At 38.7% G+C, this 15,127-nt stretch carries 17 protein-coding genes; 2 read left to right on the plus strand and 15 right to left on the minus strand.

Going from position 1 to position 15,127, the window contains the following annotated elements; translation table 11 throughout:
- Window position 1 precedes the first annotated feature (1 nt).
- The 8 genes from MK409_RS03105 to efeO form a co-directional block, all read right to left on the minus strand.
- Complete coding sequence (locus MK409_RS03105) at window positions 2–859, minus strand: phosphotransferase family protein (protein WP_268705303.1); 858 nt, start codon at window positions 857–859, stop codon at window positions 2–4.
- A 16-nt stretch (window positions 860–875) separates the two neighbouring features.
- Window positions 876–1,898 carry a ribitol-5-phosphate dehydrogenase gene (locus MK409_RS03110; RefSeq protein ID WP_268705304.1) on the minus strand — a complete coding sequence of 341 codons (1,023 nt, stop codon included), beginning with the start codon at window positions 1,896–1,898 and terminating at the stop codon, window positions 876–878.
- A gap of 4 nt (window positions 1,899–1,902) precedes the next feature.
- Complete coding sequence (locus MK409_RS03115; RefSeq protein WP_268705305.1) at window positions 1,903–2,610, minus strand: 2-C-methyl-D-erythritol 4-phosphate cytidylyltransferase; 708 nt, start codon at window positions 2,608–2,610, stop codon at window positions 1,903–1,905.
- A gap of 363 nt (window positions 2,611–2,973) precedes the next feature.
- Window positions 2,974–3,144 carry a twin-arginine translocase TatA/TatE family subunit gene (locus MK409_RS03120; RefSeq protein ID WP_096407356.1) on the minus strand — a complete coding sequence of 57 codons (171 nt, stop codon included), beginning with the start codon at window positions 3,142–3,144 and terminating at the stop codon, window positions 2,974–2,976.
- Window positions 3,128–3,859 (minus strand): twin-arginine translocase subunit TatC, encoded by a 732-nt coding sequence (tatC, locus tag MK409_RS03125; RefSeq protein WP_268705306.1) that lies wholly within the window; start codon window positions 3,857–3,859, stop codon window positions 3,128–3,130. The genes MK409_RS03120 and tatC overlap by 17 nt, the downstream gene beginning before the upstream one ends.
- On the minus strand, window positions 3,860–5,548 hold the full coding sequence (locus MK409_RS03130; RefSeq protein WP_268705307.1) for an FTR1 family iron permease: 1,689 nt from the start codon (window positions 5,546–5,548) through the stop codon (window positions 3,860–3,862). It abuts the gene before it with no gap.
- Window positions 5,523–6,737, minus strand: coding sequence for an iron uptake transporter deferrochelatase/peroxidase subunit (gene efeB, locus MK409_RS03135; protein ID WP_268705308.1), 1,215 nt, complete (start codon window positions 6,735–6,737; stop codon window positions 5,523–5,525). The genes MK409_RS03130 and efeB overlap by 26 nt, the downstream gene beginning before the upstream one ends.
- A 5-nt stretch (window positions 6,738–6,742) precedes the next feature.
- Window positions 6,743–7,615, minus strand: a complete 873-nt coding sequence (gene efeO / locus MK409_RS03140; RefSeq protein ID WP_268705309.1) for an iron uptake system protein EfeO — start codon at window positions 7,613–7,615, stop codon at window positions 6,743–6,745.
- Between the two features lie 185 nt (window positions 7,616–7,800).
- Between efeO and MK409_RS03145 the strand changes: the two genes are divergently transcribed.
- The gene (locus MK409_RS03145) at window positions 7,801–8,100 is read left to right on the plus strand and encodes a YbaB/EbfC family nucleoid-associated protein (RefSeq protein ID WP_096407369.1); all 300 of its coding nucleotides are present in this window, start codon (window positions 7,801–7,803) and stop codon (window positions 8,098–8,100) included.
- Between the two features lie 37 nt (window positions 8,101–8,137).
- Here the strand turns inward: MK409_RS03145 and MK409_RS03150 are convergent, their stop codons facing one another.
- From MK409_RS03150 to glmU, 7 genes are all read right to left on the minus strand, one after another.
- Window positions 8,138–9,901, minus strand: coding sequence for a glycerophosphodiester phosphodiesterase (locus MK409_RS03150; RefSeq protein ID WP_268705310.1), 1,764 nt, complete (start codon window positions 9,899–9,901; stop codon window positions 8,138–8,140).
- 8 nt (window positions 9,902–9,909) lie between these two features.
- Complete coding sequence (locus MK409_RS03155) at window positions 9,910–10,500, minus strand: 3'-5' exonuclease (RefSeq protein ID WP_268705311.1); 591 nt, start codon at window positions 10,498–10,500, stop codon at window positions 9,910–9,912.
- A gap of 80 nt (window positions 10,501–10,580) precedes the next feature.
- Window positions 10,581–11,075 (minus strand): chromosome segregation protein RocS, encoded by a 495-nt coding sequence (gene rocS / locus MK409_RS03160; protein ID WP_000021248.1) that lies wholly within the window; start codon window positions 11,073–11,075, stop codon window positions 10,581–10,583.
- Window positions 11,076–11,151: 76 nt separating this feature from the next.
- The gene (locus tag MK409_RS03165) at window positions 11,152–11,844 is read right to left on the minus strand and encodes a 5'-methylthioadenosine/adenosylhomocysteine nucleosidase (RefSeq protein WP_268705312.1); all 693 of its coding nucleotides are present in this window, start codon (window positions 11,842–11,844) and stop codon (window positions 11,152–11,154) included.
- 15 nt (window positions 11,845–11,859) lie between these two features.
- Window positions 11,860–12,171 (minus strand): cell wall synthase accessory phosphoprotein MacP, encoded by a 312-nt coding sequence (gene macP / locus MK409_RS03170; RefSeq protein ID WP_000517868.1) that lies wholly within the window; start codon window positions 12,169–12,171, stop codon window positions 11,860–11,862.
- Window positions 12,172–12,182: 11 nt separating this feature from the next.
- Window positions 12,183–12,728, minus strand: a complete 546-nt coding sequence (locus MK409_RS03175) for an NUDIX hydrolase (RefSeq protein ID WP_061416773.1) — start codon at window positions 12,726–12,728, stop codon at window positions 12,183–12,185.
- 9 nt (window positions 12,729–12,737) lie between these two features.
- The gene (gene glmU, locus MK409_RS03180; protein WP_268705313.1) at window positions 12,738–14,117 is read right to left on the minus strand and encodes a bifunctional UDP-N-acetylglucosamine diphosphorylase/glucosamine-1-phosphate N-acetyltransferase GlmU; all 1,380 of its coding nucleotides are present in this window, start codon (window positions 14,115–14,117) and stop codon (window positions 12,738–12,740) included.
- Window positions 14,118–14,272: 155 nt separating this feature from the next.
- On the opposite strand from glmU, the gene MK409_RS03185 reads away from it, so the two are divergent.
- Window positions 14,273–15,073 (plus strand): glycoside hydrolase family 25 protein, encoded by an 801-nt coding sequence (locus MK409_RS03185; RefSeq protein ID WP_268705314.1) that lies wholly within the window; start codon window positions 14,273–14,275, stop codon window positions 15,071–15,073.
- Window positions 15,074–15,127: the final 54 nt, after the last annotated feature.

A 15,127-nucleotide genomic window follows, 5' to 3' on the forward strand; every position in this document is an offset into this window, starting at 1 on the left:
CCTAACCTCCATAATAAGTCAAACCGTCAACAGCTCTTTGGTAACGACTCACACCATAATCTCCAAAGTCAGCACCTTGAGCCTCTTTGTACACTGTCCACAAACTCCAGATGGTATCTTGCAAAATTTTATAGATTCGAATCTTTTCACGAGATACTGGAGTTTTATCACTCTCATAATAAGCAAGGAAATCTTCTTCTTCCTGATTTGTAAAGTCAGACTCCAAAAAGAGAGCTGCCAAGTCCCACATTGGATCATTCATGGAAGAGTATTCCCAGTCAATCAAATACAAGCGACCTTGAGGTGACTCGATAAAGTTTTCTGGAACCAAATCGATATGACAAGACTTTCTGTCAACACCCAAATCAGCCAATCTTTTCTCTAGCAAGAATACTTCTTTTCTCACAGCTTCATAGTTGGCGTAAGGGATATTTCCCTCAATCAAGGATTCGTATTTTTTTATTTCTTCAAAAGGTGCAAATTCCCCTCTTAGTTCTTTGCCTGATGCATGAATGGTCTGTAAAATTGGGGCAATCTTTTCAAACTTGGTCTTAATTGAAGTGGAATCAAGCGTTGTTGCAGAATCAATGTACTCATTTACCTTGATTCCTGACTCAATATCAAAAAGATAATTCTTGACATCGAGATTCAAATCTTTCAACAATTCAAGATTGTATTTTTCATTTTGACGATTGATGAGCTTTTCGGTCCCTTTTCCGAAAAATTTCACAATATACTGTTTGTTGGTTGTTTTGACCAAATAGTTTTGGTTGGTCATGCCTCCCAATTGCTCAACGCTGAGGACTTCCTCTTCTTCAGATAGTAAAGAAGAAATTTTTTCTTTGATGATTTTCTCCACAATTAGCCTCCATCTCTTAAACTTCCCACTTAAACACTGTTTTGAAAGCAGTATTTAGGTCTGTAGCAAAGACACGATGAATGTCCTTGATTTCTCTCACTGGGTCTTCAACATAAAGGATATTTTTTAGACGATTCGCAAACTTTTTAACTTCCATCATCTGTATTGCATTTTCAAAATCAATCCGTCCAGATCGAGACGAACCGACCAATAATAAACCTTTTTCTAAAGAGTCTCGCGTATTGATATTAACCTTGTACTCGCTCACTCCCATCATGAGAATCGTTCCCTGAGGTCGAATGTAACGAATCAAATCATTGATAGCTGGGCCTGTACCATCACCACCACAACACTCAAATCCATGATCAAAGGTCAAATCTTCTGGAATATTATCAGTAATGTAGCACTCTTTTGCAAAAGAGAAGAGCTCTAGTTTTTCCCAATGACGGCCAATGACGATAAGCTCTGCTTCTGGTAGAGTGTAATTGATAATATTGGCAACCACAAAAGCCAAACTACCATCTCCAATAACAGCGATTCGCTCTCGTTTGCTGTGGGCAAGATTTAAGAAACGATTCATGGCATGCATACCCACACTCACAAACTCGGTAATGGCAGCAACTGTGTCCTCAATGTCATTATAAGACACAACACGATCTTTTGGTAGAGAGACAAATTCTCTCATAAAGCCATCATAACCACTAGATAGGAAGTAGGTTCCAGTCATGTAGTTTTCGTAGAACTCTTTGTCACTCTGCATAGGCGGTTGATTTGGAATCATAACTACCTTTTGACCGACTTCATAAGTCCCAGTTGGATCTGAAATAACAGTTCCACAAGACTCGTGAATCATAGCCATAGGAAGTTTTTTAGCCAATATCTTTGGATCACGCTTCCCTTGATAGTAACGTTGATCCGCATGACAAACCGCCATATAATTTGGACGAATCAGGATATGATTCTCCTGATCAATGTCCTCTTCTTGGTATTTTACATTGATAAATTTTGGTTTGGTCAGTTGATAAATTTGATTAATCATAGCCTTAGTCTTTCTCAATCATGCTTTTCGCGATTTTCAAGTCCGTCACAGTTGTGATTTTAAGATTTGAATATTCCCCTTTAGCTAGGGCAACGTCTTTCCCTTTTATAACAAAAATCTTACATGCATCCGTCAGGATTTCCTTTTCTTGATCAGATAGGGAACCATACAAATCCATGAAATCCTTGCAACGGAAGGTTTGTGGTGTTTGACCTTGATAAAGGTGAGCACGATTTGGAATATCCGTGATAAACTGACCATTGGTGCTTTCAACAATGGTATCAACCGCTTCTACTACTGTGTCAACCGCATCATGATTTTGGGCGAGTTTGATATTGTCCTGAATCATGCGAAGTGTGATAAAAGGACGAACAGAGTCATGCGTAATCACGATATCTTCTGGAGTGATTGGACGGTAGGCATTAATGGCTTCTATTATCTTCTCGATACTGGTATTGCGATCAGCCCCACCCTTGGTAATGATGATGCGATTCTTGTGGAGAGAAAGATACTTGTCAACCAAGTCCTCAGCGTGTGACACCCAGTCTCCATGAACTCCAACTACAATTTTTTCAATACTTGGTTCTAAGACGAATTTTTCAATTGTGTGGATCAAAATAGGTCGATCACCCAACTCCAAGAATTGTTTTGGTAAATTACTGATTCCCATGCGTGTGCCAGTTCCTCCGGCTAGGATTCCTGCATAGATCATTTATATTCTCCTTTAGTTTATTCTAAAAAACTCATTACTATCTATTATATCACAATCTATCTTTATCATGAAGAAAAGATAGAACACCATTTAGCCGAGCCAACTCACTATTTTGACCAAAAAGTGAACAATAGCAACTAAATCTGAAAAGTTCATAATAAATTAAGAAATAAAATTAGGTTATCCTCTATATCCTCCGTTTAACGTTCGGTTAACATAGAGTTCTTTAGAATATAATATAAACCTTAAAGAAAACTTAAACACATTTTTTTAAATACAAAAATAAGCTAGGAAACTGTTCAAATTTGTCTACACAGCTACAGTTCCTAACTTTCTTGTTTTTATCTATGATTATGGAATAGATTACTTTTCCTGATCTTGTTCACCAGATCCTTTAACTGCCTTTTTAAACTCAGACAGCATTTTACCAATTGATTCACCTAGTTCTGGTAAACGTTTTGGTCCAAAGATTAAGAGTGCACCTAGAACAATGATAATCAATCCTGGAGCACCGATATCACGTAAGATTCCCATTCTTTTCTCCTTTCATTTTTTTCTTTATTATCCTCTTGCTAATTACAATACTAAGCTCATAGAGCGAGATTAAAGGAATTGTCATGGCTAGATCGCTAATAAAATCAGCTGGTGTTAAAATAACAGCGAGTACCAATAAAATAAAGTAGGCATAACGTCTATAGGTAACTAAGAGCCCTGGTCCAATCAAGCCAATCGTCGTTAAAAAAGCGATGATGACTGGCAATTCAAAGATGAAGGCCAAAGGGATAGTTGTTTGAAAAACAAAGTCTAAGTAGTTCTGCGCTGTTAATTGAGTTTCAAATAATCCTTCCCCGAGCCCTAAAAGCACTTGAAGTAAGGCAGGCGTTACAAAGTAGAAACCAAAGGCTAGGCCAAGTAGAAAGCAAATAAAACTAGCTGGAATGTAGGCAAAGATTGCTCTTGCTTCTTCGATTTTCAACCCTGGTTTGACAAAACTCCAAATCTGATAAACTGTAAAAGGTAGCGTAATAGTAAAGGACATTAGGCTCGCTAAGCGAAAATAAATCCACAAAATATCATTTGGACCTAATACAATCAACTTTTGATTAAAGGAATGAGTTAGATAGTAGTAAAGCTGATCTGCAAACAATAAAGCTCCACAGAAGACTATAGAAAAGCAGGCTATAACAGCAATGAATCTCTTTCTAAATTCTACCAGATGTTCAATAATTGTCAATTCTTTTGTATCCATCTACTTTTCACCCTGTCTCAATGTGACAGCCAAAACAATTATCAAAAAGACTAGCTGACTTCCTAAACCTTCCCAACTTGGATAGATACCCAAGAGATCGATAGTAGGAAAACCTGGAACTAAGTGGTTAGGTGTCATATTGGTCAGCTGGAGAGCATGTAGGCTAACACCTAGCATCTTGAAGGCAAGAGCATAAATCATCCACGTCAGTAGGAAGAAGACCTTATGAGGTAGGAAGAATTGACTCGCCTTGTTCATCAGAAATGCAGTAATCAGCAAGACTAACAAAGCTAGAGAAATACCAAGGATAAACTCAAAACGAGATATTCTCGGTAAAATTCCTACATAAAATAGTATGGTCTCTGCCCCTTCACGAAAAACAGCTAGAAAACTTAGAGCAAACATGGAAATGAATGAACCTGTCTTGGTCACAGTTTTCATCTGGGAATCCATAAAGTCATTCCATTTTTTGACCGAGGATTTACTGTGAAGCCAGATTCCGATCAAAATCATCATCACTACCGCAAAAATCCCAACAACTCCTTCGATGATTTCACGATTAGCCCCCGATGTTACAGCAGGAAAGGCAATTTGGAGTATAAATGCAATCACTAGACTCGCAGCTATTCCTGATAGTGCTCCACCATATACCCACTTGAGTCCTTTGCGCATCTTGGCTGCTTTTAGAGTTGTGACCAAGGCCATGACGATTAAGAGAGCCTCTACCCCTTCTCTCAGGAGAATGAGCATAGCATCAAAGGCATTGTAACGTGCACTGGTATCAATTTGTGATAAATCTGCAATCAGTTTTTCTAATTTTTCTTGATATTCCTTCTCACTTCCCTTGACCATAATCACAGGACTTTCACTTTCAACTCGTGTATAGAGGGAAGGATTGGTCGTGCTAACAGAACCCTCAATCGTTGGCCAGATAGTGATGAATTCCTTCATACTAGCTGCTCCTGATGCTTGGTCGCCAGCTTGGAATTGTTCCAAAGCCTTCTTCAAAAGGGCAATACCGTCTTTGAGACTTAAATCAGAAGATGCTTCTGCGACTTCTTTTCCAGTTACAAAATCATCAATAGCCTTTTTTAAGTCCTCAAAGGAAGTCTGGATGGAGTTAAAATCAGTAGGCTCAGTTTCTATGCTACTACGCAAGAAGGAGATAGCTGTTTCAACACGTCCATAATGGGCCGTACTATTGTCACGAACCACACTTTCATTGATGGTCCAAGTGGAATTCATCTTTTTATAGGCTTCTCGAATTTGCTCTATGTCTTTGGAAGAAATTGCCTTATCCAAAGTCTCAAAACGTGGTTTTAGTCGACTAATAAGCTTTTCTTTTTCAGCATCAAGATCTACCGGATTTTGCTCTTTCTCAAATGCAAGAAGAGCAGATGAAATCTGTGTCAGATTTTCTTCATTAATCTCTCCTGACAGAGCAAGTTTTTCTTTGACAACCTTTCCAGCATCCGAATCAGCATGTTCTACTGTTTCAAAATCCGTCGCCATTTCTCTAACTAGAGCCTTAGCTTGTTCCTGATTTCCATTTTTTATAGCCTGAGAGGCATCCGTAATTTTCACAAAATAAGAACTCAGACTTTCCTTAGCACTAACAGGAAAGATAGCTAACAAGAGAAAAGACAACGTCAAGAAACAAATACTAGTCTTCCAATAATTTCTGACCAATATAGCCTCCTTTCTCTACTCCACCAAAGCAGGCAAAAAGACCACTACCGATGTGGGTTACATACTCATTCATCTTGTCTGTAGCTCCGAGGTTGGTTTGAACCTTGACAAAATGATCTGGATCCTTTTGGAAAGAGATAAAGAGTAAACCCGTGTCAAATTGTCCAGTCTTTTCATCAATGCCATCTGAGTATGAATAGGATCGTCGTAAGAGTGGCTTATCTACCTCTTTGGCTAATCGAACATGCGAATCATCTGGTAAAAGACTCAAATCCACTTCATCAAATTCATTCTTCTTACCAAAGGGAGCGCCACTTTCCTTGTAGCGACCAAAGGTATTTTCTTGCTCTTCAAGATTGGTTCGATCCCAAGTATCGAGAAACATCTGGATGCGGCGAACAGCCATATAGGATCCATTTTCCATCCAATCCTTGCTGTCAGCCCAGACAACACGATCAAAATCCTCCTCTTTGGTTACATTAGCAGTTCCGTCCTTGAAACCAAAAAGGTTACGTGGTGTCTCAAGACGATCTCCAATAGCAGCAAATCCAGATTGGCTCCAACGGAGAATCACCGCATTTCTCCCTTTACGGATAAGATTGCGAATAGCATGAAAAGCAACTTGCTCGTCATCTGCACAGGCTTGGATAACTATATCTCCCCCAATATATTTTTCACGTAGTTGCTCTTTTGGGAAGGGAGGTAAATCCTTAAAAAGTTGAGGGCGTTTTTGCTCTAATTTCATCTTTTTCAGGAAACTAGCAGACACACCAAAAGTCAGCGTTAAACGATGAGGATTTAGCCCCACGGTTTCTCCAGTGTCACTAGGTGGCAAGAGAGCATTCTGACCATCTTTTTTAACCAATTCCCCCTCAACCAACTTGGCACTATAATCTGACCAATCCTTGAACAGTTGGATAATCTTATCCTTATCCGTCGTATGCAAGTCCAAAACGACAAAATAGATATTTTTTTGCATAGGGGTCGTGATACCCGCTTGGTGTTTCCCATAAAAGTCAATCTTTTCATTACCGTACGAGATTTTTTCCTGCTTGTCTAACCTAGGTGCTAAAAAAGCGGAGGCACCGGAGAGACCTAGTGCTAGTCCAGCACCTCCAATACCCGCTTTTTTTAGAAATTCTCGACGGTCCATTTTTTTCTCAAAAAAATTTTCGTCTTTCTTTGTCATACTACTTATTCTCCATCAAGAAATTTACCCATTTGTGATAGAGGTTCACCAAGTTTTGTCACGGCTTCAGCCAATTCTTTGGTGTCTTCCTTTGTTAAGTCTGTATAAAGTTTGTAGTGCTCCTTGTCCGTCATATGTTTGTCCAACAAGCTATTAACAGATTTGAAATCAGCTTCTAATTCTTTAACTAAATTAGCATCTGATTTTTCTAGTAAAGGTTTAAAGAGTTGGAAAATCTTCTCAGCACCTTCAATATTGGCACGGAAGTCGTACAAATCTGTATGTGAGTAGATTTCCTCTTCACCTGTAATCTTGCTTGTCGCTACTTCATTAAGCAAGTCAACTGCTCCAGTCAACATAACCTTGTAGTCCACATCTACAGTTGCAATCTTAGCCTTCAATTCTTTGATATCGTTGACTAATTGATCGCCATAACTTTCAGTTCCTTTAGTTGTATTTTCTTCCCAAAGGATACGCTCGATACGGTGGAAACCAGACCAACCTTCCTCAGTCTTATTTTCATCTACGTAGTCAGCCAAACGAAAGTCAATCTTGACATCTGACTCACCAAAGCTTTCGGCAATCGGTTCTGAACGCTCATAAGACATACGAATCAGAGGATAAACCTTCTTTGCTTCTTCTAATTTGCCTTCTTTCAACAGTTTGACAAAGCCTTCCGTATCAGTCAAAAGTTTATCAATTTGCTCTTGTACAAAAGTCTTATAATCTGCGGTTGCCTTATCAAGCATTTTTTGCTTGTCTTCAGACAAGGCTGTTACCTTAGAGGAATCACTTGTGTTGCTTGGCTTAGATTGATTATTAGCACAAGCAGTCAATAGCAAGGCTGAAGATAAAAGAACAAAACCTAGTTTTTTCATTATTTACTCCTATCATTTCAGGGATCCTGAATTTATTTTACGTTTCATTATATCATGTCTTCTCTCATTTTTCAATAAATTGTCAGAAAATTTAATAATTAACAAATTAACTATTATTAGACTTTTAATCCTAAAATTGTTAAAATAAAAAGGAAAATAATAGAAAAAGGAAACTGTAAACCGCTATGATGAATATGCAAAACATGATGCGTCAAGCACAAAAACTTCAAAAACAAATGGAACAAAGTCAAGCAGAACTTGCTGCTATGGAGTTTATTGGAAAATCTGCTCAAGACCTTGTCCAAGCAACCTTAACTGGTGATAAGAAAGTTGTAAGCATCAACTTTAACCCAGCCGTTGTTGACCCAGAAGACCTCGAAACTCTATCTGACATGACTGTTCAAGCTATCAATGCTGCGATGGACCAAATCGACGAAACGACTAAGAAGAAACTTGGTGCTTTCGCTGGAAAATTGCCTTTCTAATCCATAAGAAAAGAGAAACGAATGTTTCTCTTTTTTCTTAGAAGTCAAAAAATCCCATGGCTTTCTTTAGAATCAAATCAGTATATTCAGGGTCATCCTGAGCCATCAATACCTGTGACTGTACCATTTCTAGGTCATCTGTTATCATACCGTTGGCTCCTAGACGAATAGCTTTATCGAAAGCGTCAGAACCATTTACGGTCCAAACGTAGAGTCTCTGATCAGTTGTCCAGAGTTTATTGACAAAGTATTCATCCAAAGTTGAGTACTCCATAGTGTAACCAGTTGCCTTGGTTCTTGGGAAGATACTGTTATAAGGCATAATAAAGTAGGACGGAATCTCAGAATCATAATTCAAAACCTTATCAATCACTTGGTAATCAAGGGATTGAATCTGGTGCCCATATTTTTTGATGGTCGTCCCATATTTTTCAAGGAAATGTTCCATCATTTGAGGGCTATCTTTTCTACTGGTTTTAATCTCAATCAGCAATTTTTGGTTTAATGCATTGGCGCGTTCCAGATAAGCGTCGAAACTGGAAATCTTTGTCTGATAACCATTCTCGTAAATATCTGTATTTGTTAATTCATCTAGAGTCAAATCTTGAGGGGCAGCATTGATTCCTGCTAATGATTTCAGATTGGCATCGTGCATCATTACAAACTGACCATCCTTGGTTTCCTGGATATCCATTTCAATCAAATCTGGTTTTAGTTGAGCTGTTTTCTCTAACGACTCGACTGTATTCTGAACTCCATTTTTATTGGAAACTCCTCTGTGAGAAATAACCAAAGGGGTACTCGTGTCAGGAGACTCAAGATAGATATAACCCTCTAAAGCAAAAACGATACTAGCGCAGCCCATTACTCCCCATCTCATCAAATGGTCTTTCTTTCTTCTTGGCATGATTTCAAGTTCTTCACCAGTTAAAAATGAAACAAATTTAACGAGAAAATAAGTCAAGGTCATATAATGGAAGTTCTTAATCAAAACATAATTGATTACCCCTAGGACTAGGGATTCTTTATGAGTTAATTCATCCATTACAACTTGAGCAAACAATATGGGAATCAAGAGTAGAAAGAAAAAGAGGTAGGTTTTAATGATAATGAGGAGCAAGTTCCAAGCATAAAAGATAACGTGTTTTTTCGTCTTTTGCAGACTATATTTCACTCCCTCTCTCACTGTTTTCTTTTCAAAGAGAATCTTGGGAAGCGCGAACATGAAACGAACTGAAATATAGAGTAAAATCCAAGCAGAGGACAGAATCAGCAGACCAACTAGCCAATGCTTATCTTCAAGGTAGGTAACGATAAAATCTGGAATAATAATCTTATTAAGGTAGTAGATTTTTAAAATTTTCCTGATGAAAGGAAAAAGCATAGCGACGTAAAAGAAGACAAAGGCCATTTTACAGAAACTAAATCGTTTCATAAATAGAAAACTCTGTTGAAAGACTTTTCGACTATACTCAATCAAGGTTCTCTTTTCATGGTAGAGAAGGTGACGCGCCCCAATGAATAAAAGACAAATCTGAAAATAAGCAACCAAGAGATTGATTGCAATTAAGATGAGAAAGGCTAAACTGACAAAAGGTGATCCTTGAATAATAGTAAGAAAGTTATTGTAAGAAATAAACAAATAACCTGTTTGTCTGAGCAACATCCCTGCAATCCAAGAATTCAATGGCAACCAGACAAACTCTACCATCATAAATATCAAGAAAAATAGAAATAAAATCTTATCTAGGTTATAGTATATCTTCCTAAAACCTAGCTTCTTAGGTTTTTCAGGTTTCATAGGCACTCCTAGTCTAAAAATTGGGATAAATCTAAACCCCCAAAGGGATTCATAGATAGACTACTCTGTTCTTTCAATAATAGCTTTCCTTCATCCGATTCTAAAAAGGCTTCATAAACACGCGCTGTCATACGGGCATCTTCTAAACTATTATGCGATTGTCCTTTAAACCCTAAAAAATTTGCCACAGTTTGCAATTTGAGATTGGCTATGCCGTGTAGGTCAGAACTACGGCGTTCAAAAGCCTCATCATATAGGTCGACCTTATACTGGTCACGATAGTCCAAACCGTGCTCCAAGAGAATTGGTAAATCACTCTTAGCTGCATTGTAGCCAACGATTGGTGATTTGCCAACAAAGGCCTGAAAATCTTTTAAAACTTGCTCTACTTTCGGCGCATCTTTCAAGGTTTCAGCTGTGATCCCAGTCAAACCATTGATAAAACTCTTCAATGGGGCTGTAGTATAAACATAAGAATCAAAAGCAGCACTTTCTTGTCCATCTTGAAAGCGGACTGCTGATACTTGAATTAAATGAGTAACCCCATCGTGTTGATTAAACTCTAAATCAAAGGCAATATAATCTCGTAATTTTTCCATTTTTCCCTCAATTTCGACTCGATTTTAACTATAAATAATAAAAGAAGCCATTAGGTTAGTGAATAACCCAAACAGCTTCTTTATTTTCCTCCAAACAGGCGAGCAAAAAAGCCTTTTTTAGTTGCTTGGACTTCTTCTTTTGCTTGGTCCAACTCTAGTTTCAAGGTTTCTTGATCCTTCATGGCTTGAAGAGTTAACTGTTGTTGTTGATCCAACTGTTTGTCCTTCTCCGCAATCTGACGGTCTTTGATGCGCATCTGCTCATCTTTTTCTGCCAACTGCTGGTCCTTGGCCTTGAGTTGCTCGTACAATCGAAGAATTTCAGCATTCTTCTCATCGACCAAGATTTCCATCAGTTCGCGTTGTTTTACATCGTCACTGACTGGCTCATCTTCAAAAATCGTTTTTTTGTAGATTTCTTCTAGCTTAATTAAGCCACTTCGAGTAACTACAGTTACACCTTTGTCATTTTTTTTCGTGTCCTCTTCTGGAAGTTCTTTGACACGATTGTTGATTGCTTGACGAGATAGACCTAAGACCTCTGCAATCTCACTGACGGTCATTTCAATACTCATAATATCCTCTGAAACGTTTTCTAGCTTTTCTTTATTTAAATCTTATCATAAGCTAGATAAACTGTCAAATTTCCGCTTAATCCAAAGCCTTTAAAAAGGCTAGTAAGACTTGGGCAGAACGACGTCCAGCTTCAATGATAAACTCATCGAATGAGATAGAGGCCTCGTGATTGGCATTGTCACTCATAGCTCGAATGACTAGGAAAGGTAAGCCAAGAGCCTGAGCTGCCTGAGCAATGGCTGCACCCTCCATCTCAACAGCTAGAACATCTGGAAAGTGGGATTTGATACTAGCAATCTTATCATCTCCAGCTATAAAACTGTCTCCTGTAGCAATCAAGCCTAGGTGCCAGGTCTGTTCTAACTGAGATAAGTTTTCTTTAATCCTAGCGATAAATTTCTTATCTGATTCAAAGTAAAGAGGTTGACCAGCCATTTGGCCATAAGCATAGCCAAAGGCAGTCACATCCACATCATGGTATGCTAGTCTATCTGCAATCACGACATCACCAACAGCAATCCCTTCGGCAAGAGCACCTGCTGATCCTGTATTGATGATAGCTTCTACCTGAAAATGGTCAGCTAGAATAGCTACACTCGTAGCCGACATGACCTTCCCAATCCCACTCTGAACTAGGACAACTTCTGTCTTGCCAATAGTGCCAGTATAGTAGGTGTTTCCCAAGACCTGAACTTCTTGAGCTTTGTCCAAATTCTGAGTCAAATATAGGAGCTCTTCTGGCATGGCAGCAATGATTCCAATTTTCATTTCATGTCCTTTCAATTACAAGAGTTTCATCGCCAAAATTAATAAAATCAAGAGTAGGATGACTGCAAATAAGATGCGATTGAGTTTCGAATTAAAAACATTTCTCTTCGTGTTCTCAATACGACGGCTCTTATGAATCGTTGGTTCTACTTCAATTGTAAGTGTATCTTGACTAAAACCGTGGTCTCTAGAACGTGAATAACCAAAATGTTGTGATGCAGTAGGCAGGATTTTGGTTTCCTCATCATCTTGAAGAGGTGGTCCTGAGATTTTCTCACCACGATTGGCACGTTCAATCATTTCATCTGTTAATAAAGGTTTTCCCATGGGTTGCTCCTCTATTTCTTTTGTAGTTCCCAGTACTGGATTGCCATGATAGTCTTGGCATCACAGATATGACCTGACTGGATCAGGTTCTTGGCTTCCTCTAGACTTACTTCTAGGACTTCCAAGGTTTCATCATCATCTTGTGGGCGAGGATTTTCCACCTTGACCAAATCACTAGCGAGGTAGAGTTTTAGTTTTTCATTACAAAATCCAATCGCAGAATAGAAGTCGTACAACAGTTCTAACTTAGCCGTGTAGGCAACTTCTTCTTCCAATTCACGAAGGGCCGCTGCCATTGGATCCGCATTTTCACCAGTTTCCAGTTTTCCTGCGGGAATCTCATAAGAAACAGCCTCAATGGCCTTTCGATATTGCTTAACGAGTACAATTTTATCCTCAGCTGTCACAGCTAGTACACAAACAGCTCCATTGTGAAAAATCAAATCACGTTGGGCAGTACCTTTGCCTTCTGGCAGTTCTACCTGATCTTGCACCAGTTTAAAGATAGGGCCTTGATAGATTTCTTTTCGACTAAGCGTTTTTTCTTCAAATTCCATAATCGACTCCTACTGGTTCTTAGGATGATGAGGCAAGCGCCTTGCGTACTCATCCTTGTTAACTTGTCGTCCACGTCCAACTGCGATAGCATCCGCAGGTACATTCTTGGTAATGGTTGAACCAGCTCCAACAAGAGAATTATCTCCAAGTTCTACAGGGGCGATGATGGTTGAATTTGATCCAACAAAGACATTGTTGCCAATCACGGTCTTATATTTGTTTTTACCGTCATAGTTTACTGTAATCGTACCAGCACCAAAGTTAACATGGCTGCCTACTTCACAGTTTCCGATATAGGTTAAATGACCTGCCTTGGTATTTTCACCGATTGAAGAACCTTTGACTTCTACGAAGTTTCCAATATGAACCTGAGAAGCTAGGCTTGAACCTGGTCGGATATGGGCATAAGGACCTACAGTCACGCCATCTGAAACTGCACTTTCCACTATCATGGAATTCGTAATCACAGCCCCAGCTCCAATATTACTATCCACAATATAAGTTCCATTTGTTAAAATAGTCTCCGCACCAATCTTCGTTTGACCTTTCAAGGTAACGTTGGCTTCGATTTGGACCTCAGGAGCAATCTCAACATCAATGTCGATGTAGGTTGCTTCTGGATTGACAAAGCTAACGCCGTTAACCATGTGCTTTTGATTGATACGGCGTCGCATCACTGCTTCTGCAGTCGCAAGAGCTACACGGTCATTTACCCCGAGACTTTCATCAAAATCCTTGAGAGTATAGGCCCCAACCTTCTCACCCGCATTACGGAAGATGCCAATCACATCAGTAATATAGTACTCACCTTGGGCATTGTTGGTGTTGATGTTTTTAAGAGCTTCAAAAAGACGTTCATTGTCAAATACATAAGTTCCTGTATTGATTTCCTTGATTTGTTTTTCAAAATCAGTCGCATCCTTCTGCTCAACAATACGAAGAACTTCTGCATTATCGTTACGGACAATTCGACCGTATCCAAAAGGATTTGCCGCTTCAGCTGTCAAGATCGTCGCAACATTTTTGTGATTGATATGGAAATCCAAGAGATTTTTCAAGCTTTCACCCGTAATCAGAGGCGTATCCCCAGCGATAACCAAAGTATGACCAGAGCAATTTTTCAAAATTGGCTCTGCCATCATGACAGCATGCCCAGTTCCTAGTTGTTCTGATTGGGTAACAAAGTCTGTCTGACCAGCCAATACTTGCTCAACTAGCTCAGCCTTGTGACCCACTACAGTAACTGTTTTTTCAGGTTGAATAGCACCAACACTACGAAAAACATGTTCCAACATCGAAATTCCAGCTACTTTGTGAAGTACCTTTGGAAGATCTGATTTCATGCGAGTACCTTTACCCGCTGCTAAAATAATGGCATAATTTGACATAATCTTCTCTTTTCTCTAGAAATTCCCTTATATTATACCATAATTTAGTTTCTTAGGAGTAAACAAACAGAGAAATAGGGAAAAGACGCCCATATATTCACTTTTTCCGATGTTTTCTTTGATTTTTTTATCTATTTACGTTAAACTAAATAGATATGAGAAAAAAGATTAATCCAGCTATTATTTTTACTATATTTACTATATTTATAGCTATTTTGATCCTCAATAAACCAACTTATGAAGACCATCCTGTCAAGTCAAAACCCAATGCAGTCCAGGTTGAAAATCAGGCCTTGCATAATCTTGACAAACCTATTATTGATGTTTCTGGTTGGCAAAGACCTGAGGAAATCAACTACGATACCTTATCTCAAAATATTTCAGGTGTTATTGTTCGCGTCCACAATGGGGCTCAACATACTGAAAAAAATGATGCGGCTTATGCCAATGGTATCGATAAAGCCTATAAAAGTCATATTACAGAATTTCAAAAGCGTAATGTCCCAGTTGGAGTCTATGCCTATCTAGCTAGCCCCAGCAAGGAAGAAATGGAAAAAGCCGCTGAAGTTTTCTATAATGCTGCTTCACCTTACAACCCTAGTTACTATTGGTTGGACGTGGAAGAAAAAACAATGTCTGATATGAACGAAGGGGTTGAAGCCTTTCGTGCTAAACTGGAATCTTTAGGTGCTAAAAATATCGGCATCTATATTGGAGTTTACTTCATGCAAGAACACAGTATCAATACAGATAAATTCACTGCTATTTGGATTCCTTCTTACGGGACAGACTCTGGTTACTTTGAAACAACACCCAATACCAGTTTAGACTATGACCTCCATCAATACACTTCAAAAGGAAGCATTGCTGGATTTGAACATCATTTAGATATTAACCTGATTTCTACTTTGAAGGAAAAAGAAGAAACCTTTAGAAAGCTATTTTTAAGACCATAAAACAAGTGAAAATCGTAACTTTTTCACTTGTTTTTTCATTTTTTTGCTGTCTGT

This window comes from Streptococcus oralis, from assembly GCF_026782375.1.
Lineage (GTDB): Bacteria > Bacillota > Bacilli > Lactobacillales > Streptococcaceae > Streptococcus > Streptococcus oralis_CL.